19 protein-coding genes and 1 riboswitch are annotated in these 16,209 nt (G+C 64.8%); of the genes, 11 read left to right on the forward strand and 8 right to left on the reverse strand.

The features are described from left to right. Positions 1–10: 10 nt before the first annotated feature. A complete protein-coding gene (locus ASH04_RS26255; protein WP_032374657.1) occupies positions 11–232 on the reverse strand; it encodes a hypothetical protein in 222 nt (73 codons plus the stop codon). Positions 233–331: 99 nt separating this feature from the next. Here ASH04_RS26255 and ASH04_RS19240 point away from each other — a divergent pair, with 99 nt between their 5' ends. Next, on the forward strand, positions 332–964 hold the full coding sequence (locus ASH04_RS19240; RefSeq protein ID WP_080733352.1) for an SDR family oxidoreductase: 633 nt from the start codon (positions 332–334) through the stop codon (positions 962–964). A 26-nt stretch (positions 965–990) separates the two neighbouring features. Here the strand turns inward: ASH04_RS19240 and ASH04_RS19245 are convergent, their stop codons facing one another. The 4 genes from ASH04_RS19245 to ASH04_RS19260 all read right to left on the reverse strand — a co-directional run bounded on the left by ASH04_RS19245 (position 991) and on the right by ASH04_RS19260 (position 3,911). Then, a complete protein-coding gene (locus tag ASH04_RS19245; RefSeq protein WP_196249569.1) occupies positions 991–1,545 on the reverse strand; it encodes a DUF6764 family protein in 555 nt (184 codons plus the stop codon). A 489-nt stretch (positions 1,546–2,034) separates the two neighbouring features. After that, entirely contained in the window at positions 2,035–2,502 is a 468-nt protein-coding gene (locus ASH04_RS19250) for a MerR family transcriptional regulator (RefSeq protein WP_032390007.1), read from the reverse strand. Between the two features lie 28 nt (positions 2,503–2,530). Then, positions 2,531–3,403 carry an SDR family oxidoreductase gene (locus ASH04_RS19255; protein ID WP_057474257.1) on the reverse strand — a complete coding sequence of 291 codons (873 nt, stop codon included), beginning with the start codon at positions 3,401–3,403 and terminating at the stop codon, positions 2,531–2,533. 43 nt (positions 3,404–3,446) lie between these two features. Next, the gene (locus ASH04_RS19260; RefSeq protein WP_179271319.1) at positions 3,447–3,911 is read right to left on the reverse strand and encodes a tRNA (cytidine(34)-2'-O)-methyltransferase; all 465 of its coding nucleotides are present in this window, start codon (positions 3,909–3,911) and stop codon (positions 3,447–3,449) included. 33 nt (positions 3,912–3,944) lie between these two features. Here ASH04_RS19260 and ASH04_RS19265 point away from each other — a divergent pair, with 33 nt between their 5' ends. From ASH04_RS19265 to ASH04_RS19275, 3 genes are all read left to right on the forward strand, one after another. Next, positions 3,945–4,553, forward strand: coding sequence for a pentapeptide repeat-containing protein (locus ASH04_RS19265; protein ID WP_032366683.1), 609 nt, complete (start codon positions 3,945–3,947; stop codon positions 4,551–4,553). Positions 4,554–4,609: 56 nt separating this feature from the next. Next, the gene (locus ASH04_RS19270; RefSeq protein WP_027496398.1) at positions 4,610–5,467 is read left to right on the forward strand and encodes a bifunctional methylenetetrahydrofolate dehydrogenase/methenyltetrahydrofolate cyclohydrolase; all 858 of its coding nucleotides are present in this window, start codon (positions 4,610–4,612) and stop codon (positions 5,465–5,467) included. Positions 5,468–5,549: 82 nt separating this feature from the next. Next, a complete protein-coding gene (locus ASH04_RS19275) occupies positions 5,550–5,795 on the forward strand; it encodes a DUF3017 domain-containing protein (RefSeq protein WP_048319895.1) in 246 nt (81 codons plus the stop codon). Between the two features lie 20 nt (positions 5,796–5,815). Here the strand turns inward: ASH04_RS19275 and metX are convergent, their stop codons facing one another. After that, a complete protein-coding gene (gene metX, locus ASH04_RS19280; RefSeq protein WP_027496400.1) occupies positions 5,816–6,949 on the reverse strand; it encodes a homoserine O-acetyltransferase MetX in 1,134 nt (377 codons plus the stop codon). 8 nt (positions 6,950–6,957) lie between these two features. Continuing rightward, complete coding sequence (locus ASH04_RS19285) at positions 6,958–8,307, reverse strand: bifunctional o-acetylhomoserine/o-acetylserine sulfhydrylase (RefSeq protein WP_080732016.1); 1,350 nt, start codon at positions 8,305–8,307, stop codon at positions 6,958–6,960. A gap of 154 nt (positions 8,308–8,461) precedes the next feature. Continuing rightward, a riboswitch (SAM riboswitch) is annotated at positions 8,462–8,584 on the reverse strand. A gap of 355 nt (positions 8,585–8,939) precedes the next feature. Between ASH04_RS19285 and ASH04_RS19290 the strand changes: the two genes are divergently transcribed. Next, entirely contained in the window at positions 8,940–10,079 is a 1,140-nt protein-coding gene (locus ASH04_RS19290; protein ID WP_032367243.1) for an MFS transporter, read from the forward strand. Positions 10,080–10,082: 3 nt separating this feature from the next. Here the strand turns inward: ASH04_RS19290 and ASH04_RS19295 are convergent, their stop codons facing one another. After that, complete coding sequence (locus ASH04_RS19295; RefSeq protein ID WP_027496403.1) at positions 10,083–11,132, reverse strand: ABC transporter substrate-binding protein; 1,050 nt, start codon at positions 11,130–11,132, stop codon at positions 10,083–10,085. A gap of 135 nt (positions 11,133–11,267) precedes the next feature. Here ASH04_RS19295 and ASH04_RS19300 point away from each other — a divergent pair, with 135 nt between their 5' ends. From ASH04_RS19300 to yidC, 6 genes are all read left to right on the forward strand, one after another. Further along, positions 11,268–11,942, forward strand: a complete 675-nt coding sequence (locus tag ASH04_RS19300) for a response regulator transcription factor (RefSeq protein ID WP_057474258.1) — start codon at positions 11,268–11,270, stop codon at positions 11,940–11,942. After that, on the forward strand, positions 11,939–12,913 hold the full coding sequence (locus tag ASH04_RS19305; protein WP_032366682.1) for a HAMP domain-containing sensor histidine kinase: 975 nt from the start codon (positions 11,939–11,941) through the stop codon (positions 12,911–12,913). Before ASH04_RS19300 ends, ASH04_RS19305 begins: the two co-directional genes overlap by 4 nt. 98 nt (positions 12,914–13,011) lie before the next feature. Beyond that, positions 13,012–14,442, forward strand: coding sequence for a DUF4153 domain-containing protein (locus ASH04_RS19310; RefSeq protein ID WP_057474307.1), 1,431 nt, complete (start codon positions 13,012–13,014; stop codon positions 14,440–14,442). A 41-nt stretch (positions 14,443–14,483) separates the two neighbouring features. Further along, positions 14,484–14,768, forward strand: coding sequence for a DUF6412 domain-containing protein (locus ASH04_RS19315; protein WP_057474259.1), 285 nt, complete (start codon positions 14,484–14,486; stop codon positions 14,766–14,768). Positions 14,769–14,829: 61 nt separating this feature from the next. Next, entirely contained in the window at positions 14,830–15,219 is a 390-nt protein-coding gene (locus ASH04_RS19320) for a DUF6412 domain-containing protein (protein WP_052067012.1), read from the forward strand. Between the two features lie 63 nt (positions 15,220–15,282). Then, on the forward strand, positions 15,283–16,185 hold the full coding sequence (gene yidC, locus ASH04_RS19325; RefSeq protein WP_057474260.1) for a membrane protein insertase YidC: 903 nt from the start codon (positions 15,283–15,285) through the stop codon (positions 16,183–16,185). Positions 16,186–16,209: the final 24 nt, after the last annotated feature.

Consider the following 16,209-nt stretch of genomic DNA (forward strand, 5'->3'; position numbering starts at 1 on the left):
GCACCGATACTCAGAATGGCGGCTCCTCGTCTTCTTCGTTGGTCGGTTCTGGTTCGGGGGTCGGGTTGTCGGGTGGGTCGGGGTAGGCGATGATGCCGGATCGTTTGGGTTGGGTGGGGATGTGTGGCCGGAGGTCGTTGCCGATGATGGGTACTGTGGTTCCGTTGGCGGGCAGGGTGATTCGGGTTGTCTTCGAGGTGGAGGTCCATAGGATGGCGCCGCCTGGGAGCATGGCTGCGGTCCAGTAGCCTGCGGTTTTGAGGCTGTGGTGGTATTCGCAGAGGCATTGGAGGTTGTTGACGGTGGTCCAGCCGCCGCCTAGGGGGTTGGCGTGGTCGAACGGTGCGATGTGGTCGAGTTGGCAGCGTGCCGCGGCACAGCACTTCCTGTGGGTGCCGACGTCACCGACGCTGACGCGATCGACGCCATGTTGCACGTTGTCGTTGCCGAGTTCGGCGCAATCGACGTTTTGGTTCTCAATGCCTCGGGTGGCCTGGAGTTCGGTGCAGAACCCGACTACGCGATGAGTATCAATCGCGACGCGCAGGTGGCGCTGGCTCGCGCGAGTATCGCCCGTATGGAGCCGGGCTCGCGGATCGTCTTCCTCACCAGCCACCAGGCGCATTTTCACGGCAAGAAACCGGTCCCCGTCGAATACGAACCCGTTGCTGCGAGCAAACGGGCGGGGGAGGATGCACTGCGTGGGATGATTCCTGAATTGGATTCTCGGGGAATCGAATTGGTCGTGGTGTCCGGGGACATGATCGAGGGCACGATCGTGGTCACCCTGCTCGAACGCCGTAATCCGGACTCAGTCGCTGCGCGAACCGCGCAGGGTGCGCTCCCGACCATTGCGGAGTTCGCGTCGGCTGTGACTGAGGCTGCAATCGGACCCATCGAGAAGTCCGGCCGGACTGTCTACGTAGGTGGAGCCGACTACCTCGACGGGTCCGTGTCGGGGTAGTCGGCTCCACTCGATCGGATGAAGAATCAGCTACCGAGAACGCAGAACTGACCGCTCGTGAGGTTCAGTGCCAACGACAGCGGCCCGACGCAGTCGACGCCGCGTGCCTCGGATGTGGCACCGGATCCCCATCCTGCGACCGCGAGGGTCGTCTGGCCGGCATCTGCCCACGAGTGCGCGATTCCGCCGCCGAGTGCGAGCGCGTATGCCGTGCCCGCGTTCTTGCTTGCTCCGAGCGCAACACCGTAACCGTTGGCGTAGGTGTTGGTTGCGCCCGGCCCGTCGTTGACACTGACGGCAGTTCCGCTGTCAGCGGCACCGGCGGTGGCGGTTCCGGGTCCGTTCGAGGTGGCTCCGCAGCTCGCTGTGCCACTCACCTGGATGTCGTTGGCCGAGGGCGGCGACACGCATGTGACCGGTGCCGCCGACGCGGTGGCGGTGCCGGCGAAGGCGGCCGCCGTCAGGCCCGATCCGATGGCGAAAATAGCTGCGGTGCGGGCGATTCGACTACCGAACCGACTGAACGTTCGCGCGGAGGAGGAGTTGGAAGAAACCGTACGGGGCAGGGAAACAGAGAACAACAGAAAGCTCCTTCACGAGCGAAACGGGTCGGTGCGGCACACCGTACCCCGCTCCGGGGGTCCGTGACAGCAAGCAGACACAGATTGTGTAACGGTGCCGATGGCATCGCGAGATGAATCGTCGTAGAAGTCCGATTTCTCGGACCCCTGCGGTATCGGTCGAGCCGGTTCTTACCGCCTTTGTACTGCCCAGGTTCTACGTGCGCAGTCCGGTCGATTCCGTTCCGTCAGTTCATGATTGGGGCTTGTTTGTCGGCTCGGTGCCGGTGTCCGAAGCGGGTGGCGATGCTCCGAGTCGGCATGCCCGGGCGACCGCCGAACGAAAGGAAATTGTTATCGGAGGGCTGGCGAGCCGTCGGACGCGGCTCGATAGTTGGGTCTCACAGCGCAGGTGCCGTTCCGACCAGATCGATTTGTCGACGCTCACAATCGATTTGACGTGCGAGGACGCAGACATGCCCACCGGGCCGAACGGTTGTTTCACCCGGATCACGGACCCGTGGCGCCGCCGTATGTTGCGATCTTGTACTCGGTTGCCACGAGAGACAGTTGCAGTTCTCGGATGCGCTTGTGAACAGCGTCGCGATGCGCGACGAGCATCTCGAGTCGTTCCGGGACAGTCTGGTCGCCGCTGTCGACCAGCGCGACGTATCTCCGGAGGTCGCGCATGGGCATACCCGAGAGCCGCATCCTTGTCAGGAACACCAATCGACGGACGGCCGCGGAATCGTATCGTCTGTGCTCGAGTCCGTCGCGATCGACGTCGATGAGGCCGCATCGCTCGTAGTACCGCAGCGTGTGTGTGGAGATGCCGAGTAGTTCGGCTACCTCGGCGATACCGAGCGGTTCGGGCAGTTCCGACGGCTCGATCAGGTCGTGCAGCAGCTCCACCTTCAGGGGCGCAGCCGAGTCCACGGCCGCCGACAGCGCCCTGTTCATCAATTCGTTCGTCGACATGAGAGGGAAGATAGTCCTACCTGGGCAGTCATACCGGACGGACGGATTCGGGCACACCGGGGAAATCCGCGCTTGCGGACAATTCGGCATGTGTGTTCAAGGAGTCGAGTTCCCGATGGTACGACTCGCGTAGCCGTCGAACCGCTTCTCGCCCCAGTGGGATGCGCAAGGGAGCGGATTCGGCGTCGACCAGTCGGCGGATGATGTGCGCGGCGCGGGCCGGATCGCCTTCTTGCCATCCGTCGACGTCGAGCATGTCGACTCTGAGCGCGCCCAACACTGCGGTGTAGGCATCGATGGGGTCTGCGATCTCGAGTACATCGGCATTGTTGAACCCGGTCCTGAACCGACTCGGTTCGACGATAAGAACTCGAATGCCGAACGGAGCAACCTCGCCGGCAAGGGCTTCCGACCAGCCTTCGAGCGCGAATTTACCTGCAGAGTACGAGCCAGCACCCGGGAACGAGACGCGGCCGCCCTGGCTGCTGATCTGCACGATTGTTCCCGCGCTCCGTTCTCGCATGTGAGGCAGGACTGCGCGGTCCAGAGCAGCAGGCCCGACCACGTGTTGTTCGAGCATGTCGCGCAATCGCGTGTCGTCTATCTCCTCCGCCGCACCGATCTGCCCGACGCCTCCGTTGTTCACCAGTACGTCGACGCGTCCGAACCGGCCGATCGCGGCCTCGACGACGGTCGGCGCGGATTCGGTGTTTCTGACGTCGAAGGCGATGGTCAGTAGGGATTCCGGGTTCTCGGCAACCAGGTCGTCGAGACGTTCGGGTCGCCGCATCGCTGCGACGACGGTGTCGCCTGCCTCCAGGGCGGCGACGGTGAGCGCCCGACCCAGGCCGGAGGATGCTCCGGTGATGAGCCAATGCCGTTGTCCGAGCGGTTGTGTCATGAACGGAAAGCTATGGCTTCGAGCGCACTCGAACGCAAATCGTTCAGACGCTGCCCTGATAGTCGTGTTGGCGCCAGGCCTCGTACATTGTCACTGCTGCGGCGTTCGCCAGGTTGAGTGATCGGCGTCCGGGGATCATCGGGATGCGCAGCTGATCGGTCACATGGGGGTCGTTCAAGACGTCGTCGGGGAGTCCGGTGGGTTCCGGTCCGAACAGTAGGACGTCACCGGGTTGGTAGGCGACGTCGGCGTAGGAGCGTGTTGCGTGCGCGGTGAAGGCGAAGACCCGTTCCGGGGCCAGTGCGGACCACGCCGACGGCAGGTTCTGGTGCACGGTGACCGACGCGAGGTCGTGGTAGTCCAATCCCGCACGTTTGAGCTTGGGTTCGGACATGTCGAACCCGAGGGGGCCCACGAGATGCAGTTCGCATCCGGTGCCGGCGACGAGGCGAATCGCATTGCCGGTGTTCTGCGGAATCCGGGGCTCGAAGAACATGAGTCGAAACACCCGGATCACTCTGCCACCACGAGCCCGGGGAGGATGGGGCAGGTGGACGACGAACAGACCATCGGCGAAGATTTCTCGGATTCTCGACTCGACGGGCGGGAGTGGTCGGGCAGGCAGTTCGTCCGGTGCACCTTCCGTGACGCGGACATGAGCAATGTGCGGACCGACTCGGTCGTCTTCACCGAATGCGACTTCACCGGTACCGACCTCACGGATTCGGTGCACACCAACTCGGCCTTTCGATCGTGCACGTTCACTCGAACCAACCTGCAGCACAGCGTCTTCCGTCACTCGACGTTGATGGGATCGGTGTTCGTGGACACTCGCATGCGTCCGGCCACCTACGACGAAGTCGATTTCACGTTGGCCTCGCTGGGTAATGCCGACCTGCGCGGCGTCGATCTGACCGGATGTCGGATGCGGGAGGCGAACCTGACCTCGACCGATCTTCGCAAAGCGGTGCTGCGGTCCGTCGATCTCGCGGGCGCACGAACCGTCGGTGCCAAAATGGAGGAGTCGGACCTGCGCGGAGCCGTCGTCGATGCGTCGCTGTGGGTCGGCGCAGGGGTGCGCGGGGCCAAGATCGAACTGATGCAAGCAGTGGCCTTCGCGGCTGCGCAGGGTCTGATCGTCGAGAGCTGACCGCGGTGATCGGCCCGGCGCGCCGCCGGGCCGACAGAACCTGAAACAATGGCCCGGTGACTGCAACGATCCTCGATGGCAAAGCGACTCGTGACGAGATTTTCGTCGACCTCACCGCCCGTGTGGCACGTCTGCGGGAGCAGGGCATCACTCCCGGCCTGGCGACGGTGCTCGTCGGAGATGATCCGGGTTCTGCCGCATACGTGCGGGGCAAGCACAACGACTGCGCGAAGGTGGGCATCACTTCCATCCGACGCGATCTTCCCGCGGATATCACTCAGTCCGAACTCGAAGCGGTCATCGACGAGCTCAACGCCAACCCCGACTGCACCGGGTACATCGTGCAGCTTCCGTTGCCCAAGCATCTGGACGAGAACGCCGCGCTCGAGCGCATCGATCCCGACAAGGATGCCGACGGTCTGCACCCGATCAACCTCGGCCGCTTGGTGCTGGGCAAGGACGCCGCATTGCCGTGCACCCCGCGGGGCATCGTCCACTTGCTGCGGCGCTACGACGTCGCACTCGACGGGGCGCGCGCTGTGGTCATCGGTCGCGGTGTGACGGTGGGCCGGCCGATCGGACTGCTGCTGACCCGCCGTTCGGAGAACGCGACGGTCACGTTGTGCCACACCGGAACTCGTGATCTTGCCGCAGAGGTCTCCCGCGCCGACATCGTCATCGCGGCCGCCGGGGTTCCCGGTTTGATCACCGCAGACATGGTCAAGCCCGGGGCGGCTGTGCTCGACGTCGGGGTCACCCGCACCGAGGACGGATTGCGCGGAGACGTCGCGGACGACGTCGCCGAGGTGGCCGGTTTCCTGTCGCCCAACCCCGGTGGAGTCGGGCCGTTGACGCGCGCGTTTCTGCTGTCCAATGTCGTGGAGCGAGCCGAACGCGCTGCGGCCCAGAGTTGAGCGAGCCGAGGTGAACGACGTACAGGATGCGCGAGGCGATCACGTGCCGGGTTTCCGAGCGGCGCTCGCTCGAAATCTACCGATGGTCGTGGTGTCGGTCATCGTGCTCGCTGCGCTGGTCCTGGTTCTCGCCGACCGTTGGCGGCGCGGCTCGTTCATCTTCGGGTGTGCAGCGGTGGTGGCAGCGTTGCTGCGACTGTGCCTGCCCGAGTCACGCGTCGGCACCCTGAAGGTGCGCAGCAGGGGATTCGACGTATTGGCGCTGGGAGGCGTCGGCGGCGCCATCGTCTTTCTGTCGCTGTCGATCGATCCCCTGGGGACGGACTGACGTAGACCGATCGACTCGGGTCAGCGCCGTCCGAGGCGGGCGAGCTCCATCGTCTCGGCCAGCAACTTCGCCACCGAATCGGCCTCGGTGAGAAATCCGTCGTGGCCGTCTCGCGACTGGATCACTTCGAGCCCCCGGCACTGTGGGAGTTCACGCGCAATTTCTTTCTGCAGTCGAAGCGGGTAGAGGCGATCGGAATCGACGCCCCCGACGATGGTCGGAACCGGCACGGACGCAAGGGCTTCGGCGACTCCGCCGCGTCCTCGGCCCACGTCGTGCCGGTTCATCGCTTCGCTCAGAAGAACGTACGTCGCCGCGTCGAATCGATTGACCAGTTTGGCGGCCTGATGCTCGAGGTAGCTCTGCGCGGAGTACCTGCCGCCGGCCCACGGATCCTCGTCGTTCTGCGGAGAGTTCCCGAACCGAATGTCGAGTTCGCTCTCGGTTCGGTACGTCAGATGCGCGATGCGACGAGCGATCCCGAGTCCGGCGGTCGGGGCGGTGCCGGTGTCGTGGTAGTTGCCGCCGAGCCAACCCGGATCGGCCTTGATCGCAGCGATCTGGGTGGTTTGTGTCCCGATCTGGTCCGCTGTCGCGCGGGCACCGACGGCGAGCACCAGCGCGGCACCCACCCGATCCGGATGTCCCACAATCCATTCGAGGGTGCGCATGCCACCCATCGACCCGCCCACGACGGCGGCGAACCGATCGATGCCCAGAACGTCGGCCACCGCGACCTCTGCCGCCACCTGATCGCGAATCGAAATTTCCGGGAAGCGAGAACCGTACGGGGTGCCGTCGGGGGAGATGCTGCTCGGCCCGGTGGTGCCTCCGCATCCGCCGAGCACGTTGGTGGCGACGACACACCATTCGTCGGTGTCGATGGGGCTGCCCGGGCCGACCATCCCGTTCCACCAACCGGGCAGTACGTGGTCGGCATCCGGCGGTCCCGAAACGTGGGAATCACCGGTCAACGCATGTTCGACGAGCACGACGTTGCTGCGATCGGCCGCCATCTCGCCCCAACGCTGCACCGCCACGGTCACGTGCGGAATGTGAGAACCGTTCTCGAGATCGAGACCACCGATGTCGATGGTTCCCAACCGCCCGTCCGGAGACGGAAGGACCGCCTCCGGACGAACGCCTGTGTTCAAGCTGTGGCTCAAGACGCCGCCGCGCGGAAGCCGACCTCGAGATCGGCGATGATGTCGTCGATTCCTTCTATACCGACGGCCAGACGCACGAGGCCAGGAGTGACGCCGGAGGCCAACTGCTCTTCCGGGGTCAACTGCGAATGCGTGGTGGACGCGGGATGGATGACGAGAGAACGCACGTCTCCGATGTTAGCCACATGACTGTGCAGAGTGAGAGCGTTGACGAACTTCTTGCCCGCGTCCACTCCTCCCTTCAGCTCGAACGCGATGATCGCGCCCTGCCCCTTCGGGAGCAGCTGCTGCCCGCGCTCGTACCAGGGCGAGGATTCGAGTCCGGCGTAGTTGATCGAGACGACGTCGTCGCGACCTGCCAAGAAGGCGGCCACCTTCTGCGCGTTCGCCACGTGCCGCTCGATTCGAAGACTCAACGTCTCGAGGCCCTGACTGATGAGGAACGCATTGAAGGGTGACACCGCAGCCCCGATGTCGCGCAACAACTGCACCCGCGCCTTCAGCGCGAAGGCCGGAGCGCCGAGATCGGCGAAGACGACACCGTGGTAACTCGGATCCGGGGTGGTGAAGTTGGGGTGACGGCCTTGCGTCCAGTCGAACGTTCCGCCGTCGACGATGACGCCCGCGATCGCCGTGCCATGACCGCCGAGGTACTTCGTCGCCGAGTGCACCACGATGTCGGCACCGTGCTTCAGCGGCTGCAGCAGGTACGGCGTCGCGACGGTGTTGTCGACGATCAGCGGAATGCCGTTCTCGTGGGCGATCGCCGAAATGCCGGGGATATCGAGAACGTCGTTCTTCGGGTTGGAGATCGTCTCACCGTAGAACGCTTTGGTCGACGGTGTGATGGCCGCGCGCCACTGCTCGAGATCGTCCGGATCGTCGACGAACGAGACGGTGATCCCGAGTTTGGGAAGCGTGTAGTGGAAAAGGTTGTACGTGCCGCCGTAGAGCCGCGGGCTCGAGACGATGTGATCGCCCGCCTCGGCGAGATTTAGAATGGCGAACGTTTCTGCTGCTTGGCCCGACGCGAGCAGAAGCGCTGCTACGCCCCCTTCGAGAGCGGCGATGCGCTGCTCGACGACATCCTGCGTGGGATTGATGATGCGGGTGTAGATGTTGCCCGGTTCCGCCAGGCCGAACAGTGCGGCCGCGTGGTCGGTGTTGTCGAAGGTGTACGAGGTGGTCTGGTAGATGGGCAACGCACGAGCCCTGGTGGTGCCGTCCGGTGTCTGACCCGAATGGATCTGCTTGGTCTCGAAGCTCCAGTCGGCCGAGGGATCGGTGAACGGATCCTCGGTGGGTGCTCCGGTGGCGTCTACGACGTCGGGGGTCGAATCGGTCATGGCTGGTGATACTCCGTTTTCTCAGACGTGTTTTCTGTCGAATGAAGCTCGAGAACTCGAGCGTTACGGGGCGTATCGGTACAGCAACACATGAGAACCTCCTGACATGCCTCGGCCCGTGGGGACCGAAGATCAGTGGGTCCGCTTCGGAGCGGACCCGCGCTTGTCGATACGACACGGATGTGTTGCATCGGCCTGGTCGTTCACCCGGGGCACCCCACCGCGGTTGGAGGGTTGCCGGCCAGCAAGCCGGGGCTCGATGCTGGCACTCATGACCTGGCAGGAATCTTAGCGGGTACGGGTGTCTCGGGGGAACGAGGGCGCTCACGACCCTCGAGCAGATGCTCTGGTGAGGACAATCACCGCCCGACGACTCGAAAACCGGTCGCCTCGGGGAAGACAATGAACACGACGAACGTTGTGCCGTCCGGCCGGGCTGTACTGAATCGATCCATCAGGTCGTCGATCCACCAGCCCCTGGCCCGCTCTGTAATCCGATTGCTTACGAAGGTTGTTCTGCTGTGACTGTCACCGATTCCGCTCTCGCCAGAAACGTCAGCGCCGTGCGCGGCAAGGTGTCGAGTGGGTTGAGTGTCGGCCATCGACCGCACTCGATCCGCCGCAGGCTCGCCATGCTGGCCCTGTCCATCGGCGGCTTCGGCATCGGCACCACCGAATTCGCGTCGATGGGCCTGCTCCCGGACATCGCGACGACGATGGGAATCTCGGAGCCGTCGGCCGGCCACATGATCTCCGCCTACGCGCTCGGCGTCGTCGTCGGTGCGCCGACCATCGCTGCTCTTGCGGCGCGTGTTCCTCGGCGCATGTTGTTGCTGGCGCTGATGGTGGCGTTCACGCTCGGCAATCTCGGGACGGTCTTCGCGCCGAGTTTCAACGAGTTGGTGGCGTCCCGGTTCGTGGCCGGTCTGCCGCACGGCGCGTATTTCGGCGTTGCGGCACTGGTGGCAGCGCACCTCGCCGAACCGGGTAAACGGGCCAAAGCCGTCGCGATGGTGATGATGGGTCTATCGGTGGCGAACGTCGTCGGTGTACCGGTGGCGACCTGGATCGGCCAGGCACTCGGGTGGCGAAGCGCATTCGCCCTCGTCGCCGTGATCGGGTTGCTCACCGTCAGTGCACTCGTCCTGTGGATGCCGCGACTCGACGCCATGCCGACCACCAGCCCGATCACCGAGCTCGGTGCCCTCCGCCGTGGCCAGGTGTGGATGACCCTGTTCGTCGGCATCGTCGGATTCGGCGGCATGTTCGCGGTGTACACCTACATCGCGTCGACCCTGACCGACGTCGCAGGCCTTGCCCGTGCACTGGTTCCGGTGGCCTTGATGATCTACGGCCTCGGCATGGTTGCCGGCAACTACGCGGGCGGTTGGTTGGCCGACAAGTACAAGCTCAAAGGCACCTTCATCGGGCTGGCCGCGACCGCGGTGTCCCTGGCCGTCTTCGTCGTCGCGGCTCACAACCCGGTGACCGCGCTGCTTCTCGTGTTCTTGATCGGCGCGTCCGGCTCGTCCGTCGTCCCCGGACTTCAGACCCGTCTGATGGACGTGGCGGAGGACGCGCAGACTCTCGCCGCGTCACTCAATCACGCGGCGTTCAACCTGGCCAATGCCATCGGAGCCGCGGTGGGCGGTGCGGTGATCGCCGCAGGTCTCGGCTACACGGCACCGGCCGCCGTCGGCTCGGGTCTCGCTGTTGCCGGCCTGGGCGTTCTGTCCGTCGCCATGTGGATGGAGAAGCGCTCGGCGGCATGAGAGTCAGGACGTGATGGTGGTGGCGGTTCCGCCGAGCGCCTCGGACATTGCCGGAGCCACCTTGTCGATCACGTACGGCAGGCTCAGCACACTCGTGAAGTAGATCGCCCCCGCCGTCACCCCATCGGTGAAGACGAGGTTGCCGTCCTTCACCGGCTGCAGAGCGTTGTACACCGGTTCCTTCTCCAACTGGCCGCGATCGCCCGGGTTCTCCGTTCCCCAGATCAGCACATCTGCAGTGTCGAGGACCGACAGGTTCTCCAGCGGGATGCTCGCCTGCGCACTGCCGTCGGCCGGCACGAACGCGTCGATGTCGTCGGGGATCACAAAACCGAGCTTCGTCAGGAAGTCGGTGCTCAAACCGTCCTGGTACGCGATGGCCTTGCCCTCGTAGAACGCGTTCTGCAGGAAGATCGCCTTCTTCCCTGCGAACTCGGGGTGAGCCGCCGCGGCATCGGCGAACTTCTGATTCACACCGTCGATGAGTCCGTCCACTTCGGCTTTCTTGCCCATCGCCCGGCCGATCTTCTCCGCCTGTACGTCCCAGGGCTCGAAGTAGGCGGTCGACGCGTCGGACTGGGCGAGCGTGGGTGCGATGTTGCTCAGAGTCCGGTAGCTGTCCGCGGTGAGACCGGCGTTGGTGGCGATGATCAGATCGGGCTCGAGGGCGGCGATCTTCTCGGTCTCGAAACCGTCGCCGTTGTTGGTGAGCACCTCGGGCTGGGCATTTCCCAGCGCGGCCCGAGCCCAGGGCCAGGTCGCGTACGGCTGGTCGCCGTACCACTCCGTCACTCCGACGGGGATCACGCCGAGGGCCAACACCGTGTCCTGTTCGGTGTATCCCGCCACCACGACGCGCGTGGGTTCCTCGGGAACGACGGTCTCGCCGAACGCATGCTTTACCGAGACGGGAAAGACGCCCGAGCTGGCGGTCGTGGGGGAGTCGGGGCCGTCGGACGTGCCGTCCGAGTTCGAGCAGGCGCTCAGTAGTCCCGCCGTGGTCAGCGCGATCGCGCACACCGCCAAAGTTCTCCGAAGTGGTCGGGTACGCATCGAGTGGGCCTTTCGTCAGGTCGGGTATCGAAAGGAAGGGTAGCCCACCCTTAGTTCGACTTTCAGGTCAACCTTCACCGAACCTCCACATTTCCCGACGAAGTCCTCCATGTGCGACCTCTAGGGTCAATTCTCATGAGCCGCACAGTTCTCGTAGTCGACGACGAACCCACGATCTCCGACGCCGTGGCCGCTCGACTGCGAGGCGAGGGGTACGAGGTGGTCACTGCCGCCGACGGCCCCTCCGCGGTGGAAGTGTGCGGCCGGATCGACCCCGACGTGGTGGTGCTGGATCTGATGCTTCCCGGTTTCGACGGACTCGAAGTGTGTCGACGCATCCAGGCGTCCCGGCCGGTACCGGTACTGATGTTGACGGCCAAGTCCGACGAGACCGACATGCTCGTCGGGCTGGGCGTCGGTGCAGACGATTATCTGGGCAAGCCGTTCAGCATGCGTGAACTGGTCGCGCGTGTGCACGCTCTCATCAGGCGCGCCGAGCGCGTCGTCACTCCCGAGCAGTACACCACTCGAATCGGCGACGTGCACATCGATCATCGGGAGCGACGCGTCTCCACCGACGCGGGCGACATCCACGTCACCAGAACCGAATTCGACATCCTGGCGTATCTGGCCGCTCGACCTCGCACGGCGGTGTCCAGGGAGACTCTGCTGTCGGAACTGTGGGGTTGGGACGATTCGGCTCGCAGTCGTACCGTCGACAGTCATGTGAAAGCGTTGCGGCGCAAGCTCGGTGGCGACCTGATTCGTACCGTCCACGGCGTCGGATACGCCGTGGAGGCACCGCGATGAGGCCGATGCTGCCGCGTCCGCTCGATCCCTTGCGGTCGTTCAAACTCAAGGTCTCGCTCGTGGTGGGCATCGTGCTGGTGCTGGCGAGCGTCGTCTTCTGGATCGGGGCCGGCTGGCAGTTTCGCTACACACTTCTCGCCGCATTGATCGTGTCTTTGGCCGCAACACAATTCGTCGCGCACGGCATGACGTCGCCCCTGCGAGAGATGACCTCGGCAGCCAAAGCGATGGCGCGAGGCGACTATTCGACCCGGGTGCGTGCCACGTCCCGCGACGAGGTGGGCGAGCTCGCCACCGCGTTCAACACCATGGCGAGCGACTTGGAAGCCGCCGAGAAGTACCGCCGCGAGCTGATCGGAAACGTCTCCCACGAATTGAAGACTCCGATCGCTGCCTTGCGGGCAGTGCTCGAGAACATGGTCGACGGGGTGACCGAACCCGACCCGGCCACGTTGTCTGTCGCCCTGGGCCAGACCGAGAGACTGGGAAACCTGGTGACCGAACTGCTCGATCTGTCGAGGGTCGAGGGCGGAGTGCTGAGCATCGCCCCGACGGAATTCCCGGTGCGCCCCTTCCTCGAGGAGGCGACCGGCGTCCACCGAGAACGAGTATCGATCGTCGTCTCACCCGGTGCCGGGACGGTCGTCGCCGATCGCGCTCGAATGACGCAGGTGATCACCAATCTCGTCGACAACGCCGTACGGCATTCGCCGCAGTCGGGCACGGTGAGTATCCGGGCGCATCGAGCCGGGGACCGGTTCGCGTTCGATGTTCGCGACGAGGGTCCCGGCATCGCACCGGCCGACCGTCACGCGGTGTTCGACCGGTTCACACGCGGCGGATCCACCGACGGCGGAACAGGTCTCGGACTCGGAATCGCGCGGTGGGCCACCGAACTGCACGGCGGGACCATCGACGTTCTCGACAGTGAATCGGGCTGCCACATCCGAGTGGCCATCCCCGGGCGCTGACGACCCACCTTCTCTCACACACCCACTCACCTCGACTGCTCGTCCCTGGACCGCAGCCGCGGTTCGGCATGCCTCGAACACAGAAATGGATCACAATCATGACCACGATCGGAATACCCATGCACCCCAGAACGCGGCCTCGTCGATCGCTGTGGAGCCCTCGAACCTGGCCGGTGCTGCGACACTCTCGGGCACCCCGCGCGGCACTTGTCGGAGCGCTCGCTGCCGGCCTCGTCAGTGCAGTGGTATTGGGCTACAACAACTTCGGCGTACCCATCACTGCCGCAAGCATCATGGCTGTCGTCGTAGCGGTACGACGCGCGTCGTTGTCGCCGTGGGAGTGGGTGGGTGTGGCGGGGGTCCTCGCCTTGTCCAGCGTCGCGGCGCTACGAGAGGCGGAGTGGATCGTCGCTCTGTCCGTTGCCCTTGCTGTCGTCGTCGGGTCGGTGGTTCTCTCGCGGGCCTGGACATGGACGGGCATCGCTCTCGGCGCCGTGCTGCCGGTACTGCTGCCCCTACGGGTCGTGCGGTGGACGCGACGAGGGGCGGGAACCATCGATCTCGACGGGCCCAAGCCGATCCGAATCGGCGTGGTCGCCGCCGTCACCGTCGCGCTCTGTGTGGTGTTCGCCGCGCTGTTCGGGGCGGCGGATCGACGGTTCGCGGATGCTCTGGGCTCGGTCACTCCGCAGTTCGATCTCGGATCGATTTTCGGGCGAGTGGTCGTATTCGTACTGACGGCCGCAGGTGCGCTCGCCGCCGCATACGTGGCCGTGCATCCGCCGCGCTTCGACCGCCTGGCGGCAACACCGCGTCGCACACTTCGGTTGTGGGAGTGGGCAATACCGCTCGGCGCTGTCGTCGGCCTGTTCGGCGTGTTCGTCGCCTTTCAGATTCCGAGCTTGTTCGGCGGCCAGGGACACGTTCTGAGCACCGAAGGTTTGACCAACGCCGAGTACGCACGGCAGGGATTCTGGCAGTTGCTGACGGTGACGGTATTGACCTTGCTCGTCATCGCGGTCACCGTGACCAAGGCCGAACGAACGGACCTACGCGACCGACTTGCATTGCGGGTTCTGCTCGGCGCGCTGTGCGCACTGTCGGTGGTGATCGTGGCGTCGGCGTTGCATCGAATGTCGTTGTACGAGGAGCAGTACGGCTACACCACCCTGCGGCTGTTCGTCACCGCCGTCGAGTGGTGGTTGGGTTCGGTGTTCGTACTGCTGCTCATCGCGGGCGTACGGATGTCGGGTCGCTGGCTTCCGCGAGCAGTCGGTGTGGGAGCAGTGCTGACCGTTCTCGCCCTCGCGGCCGTGAACCCGGACGCGTACATCGCGCGGCAGAACGTCGAACGATTCGAGGAGACGGGGCGGATCGACGTGTTCTACCTCGGCGGGTTGTCGGCGGACGCAGATTCCGAACTCGATCGCCTGCCCGAACGTGTGCGTGAGTGTGTTCAGGCCCGAGGCCCGGTCTCCTGGGGAGACAGCTGGTACCAGTGCACAGACCCGGCGGTATCTGTACCCTGAGCAACGACTCGACGATCGGTGACGAAGGACGGAGGTGCACGATGGGCTATCAGAACCTCGTCGTCACGTCGGTGCTGTTCTTCACGCTGCTGCTGACTGCTCCGGCCGGACCGGCGGATCTCGCGCTGATCATCGTCGCTGCTCTGGCGGCGGCGGTGTTCTACGCGCATCGTGCCGGGGCGCTGAGCCTTCTGTACCGTCCGTCGAACGTCGGACCGAATGCGGAGGAGCGCCACCTTCGTGGCTCGTTCCGACGTCAACATCGCCCCGACGCACCCGGTCGCCCGCAGCCGCGAGCACCCGGTCTCCTGGTGGGAGCGCTGTAGTTCGACAGCTCTCCCACACCTCACGTGCCCCTGGTCCACGAGGTTCATCGGGAGAATCACCATGTTGTCCATCGACAACGCCACCCGCCGTCTCGATTCGACGGCTGCATTCGACGTAATTTCCAGGCGTGCGGTGTCGCCGTGGCGAGCCGCAGTGGTCACCCTCGTCGGAGTGACGGCAGTCCTGCTGGTCGTCTTCGCCGTCGTCGATGCCCAGCCCGCGGCCCAGATAGCGATGTTCGGTGCGCTGGTGGCTGCGGCACTGCTGGTGACGGGTGCATCGGCCGACGTTCTCGTCGTGGTGCCGCCCGCGTCCACAACCGCCGGATCCGACGGCGGCAGACTCCGCGGGGCCTACCGCAGACAAGAGCAACCCGACGCGCCAGGCCGCCCTCTGCCGAGAGCACCCGGATCGGTTCACCGACCGGATCGGTGGCTCCAGTTCCGCTGAGCCACTGCGAGATCCGGTCGAGACGTCATCCGACCGATTTCTCTCTCAGTGAGGCACTCCATCATGCTCGATTTCGTCTATTACCCCGTCTCCGCGGTGCTCTGGTTCTGGCACCGGGTCTTCGGCTTCGTGCTCGGCCCCGACAACGGCGTCGCCTGGGCGTTGGCCGTCGTATTTTTGGTCTTCACGCTACGAACGCTGTTGATCAAACCGTTCGTGGGTCAAATTCGTTCACAGCTCGCCATGAAGAAACTCCAACCCAGGCTCGAGGAGGTACGGAAGAAGTACTCCGGTGACCGGGCTCGACAGGCCACGGAAATCCGCACAGTGCAAAAGGAACACGGGGTGAACCCACTGATGGGTTGCCTCCCGCTGATCGCGCAAGCACCGGTGTTCATCGGTCTGCTGCACGTGTTGCGCTCGTTCAACCGGACGGGAACCGGGTTCGGGCATCTCGGTATGTCGGCGCAGGAGAATGCGAGTACAGCCAACTACGTGTTCGGTGCGGGCGATGTGCAGTCGTTTCTCGACGCGCGGCTGTTCGGCGCACCGATCTCCGCTGCCGTCAGTAGCTCTCGAGATGTTCTCGAAGCGTTCGGTCCGTTCGGTGGGGTGCCGTCGGTGTGGAGCATCGCGGTCGTCGCAGTGCCGTTGATGATCGTTGCCGCGGTGGCTACCCACCTGAACGCCCGGGCATCGATCGCGCGTCAGGATGCGGCCGCCGCGGCGAACCCGCAGACCGCGATCATGAACAAGCTCGCGCTGTGGGTCTTCCCGGCCGGGGTGCTGATCGGTGGCCCGGTGCTGCCCGTTGCGGTGCTGCTCTATTGGGTGAGCAACAACATCTGGACCTACGCCCAGCAGCACATCGTCTACCGACGGATCGACCGGGAGCCGGTCGCGGTGCCGTCGATGACTTCGGCGGTGACGGCTCCGAAGCCAGGAGCCAAACCGAAGAGAAGGTGAGCCTGCGGAGGCCACCCGCCGGTT

The sequence above is a fragment of the Rhodococcus sp. Leaf233 genome (genome assembly GCF_001426165.1).
GTDB classification, from domain to species: Bacteria; Actinomycetota; Actinomycetes; order Mycobacteriales; family Mycobacteriaceae; genus Rhodococcoides; species Rhodococcoides fascians.

Bases quoted from the DNA above. Each gene is read 5' to 3' on its own strand.
- ASH04_RS19285 (WP_080732016.1), bottom strand. From the start codon at position 8,307: ATGACCGATTCGACCCCCGACGTCGTAGACGCCACCGGAGCACCCACC.
- ASH04_RS19320 (WP_052067012.1), top strand. From the start codon at position 14,830: ATGTTGTCCATCGACAACGCCACCCGCCGTCTCGATTCGACGGCTGCA.
- ASH04_RS19300 (WP_057474258.1), top strand. From the start codon at position 11,268: ATGAGCCGCACAGTTCTCGTAGTCGACGACGAACCCACGATCTCCGAC.
- ASH04_RS19255 (WP_057474257.1), bottom strand. From the start codon at position 3,403: ATGACACAACCGCTCGGACAACGGCATTGGCTCATCACCGGAGCATCC.
- ASH04_RS26255 (WP_032374657.1), bottom strand. From the start codon at position 232: ATGCTCCCAGGCGGCGCCATCCTATGGACCTCCACCTCGAAGACAACC.
- ASH04_RS19275 (WP_048319895.1), top strand. From the start codon at position 5,550: ATGGTCGTGGTGTCGGTCATCGTGCTCGCTGCGCTGGTCCTGGTTCTC.
- ASH04_RS19295 (WP_027496403.1), bottom strand. From the start codon at position 11,132: ATGCGTACCCGACCACTTCGGAGAACTTTGGCGGTGTGCGCGATCGCG.
- ASH04_RS19250 (WP_032390007.1), bottom strand. From the start codon at position 2,502: ATGTCGACGAACGAATTGATGAACAGGGCGCTGTCGGCGGCCGTGGAC.
- ASH04_RS19305 (WP_032366682.1), top strand. From the start codon at position 11,939: ATGAGGCCGATGCTGCCGCGTCCGCTCGATCCCTTGCGGTCGTTCAAA.
- ASH04_RS19315 (WP_057474259.1), top strand. From the start codon at position 14,484: ATGGGCTATCAGAACCTCGTCGTCACGTCGGTGCTGTTCTTCACGCTG.
- ASH04_RS19310 (WP_057474307.1), top strand. From the start codon at position 13,012: ATGACCACGATCGGAATACCCATGCACCCCAGAACGCGGCCTCGTCGA.
- ASH04_RS19265 (WP_032366683.1), top strand. From the start codon at position 3,945: ATGGGGCAGGTGGACGACGAACAGACCATCGGCGAAGATTTCTCGGAT.
- yidC (WP_057474260.1), top strand. From the start codon at position 15,283: ATGCTCGATTTCGTCTATTACCCCGTCTCCGCGGTGCTCTGGTTCTGG.
- ASH04_RS19290 (WP_032367243.1), top strand. From the start codon at position 8,940: ATGCTGGCCCTGTCCATCGGCGGCTTCGGCATCGGCACCACCGAATTC.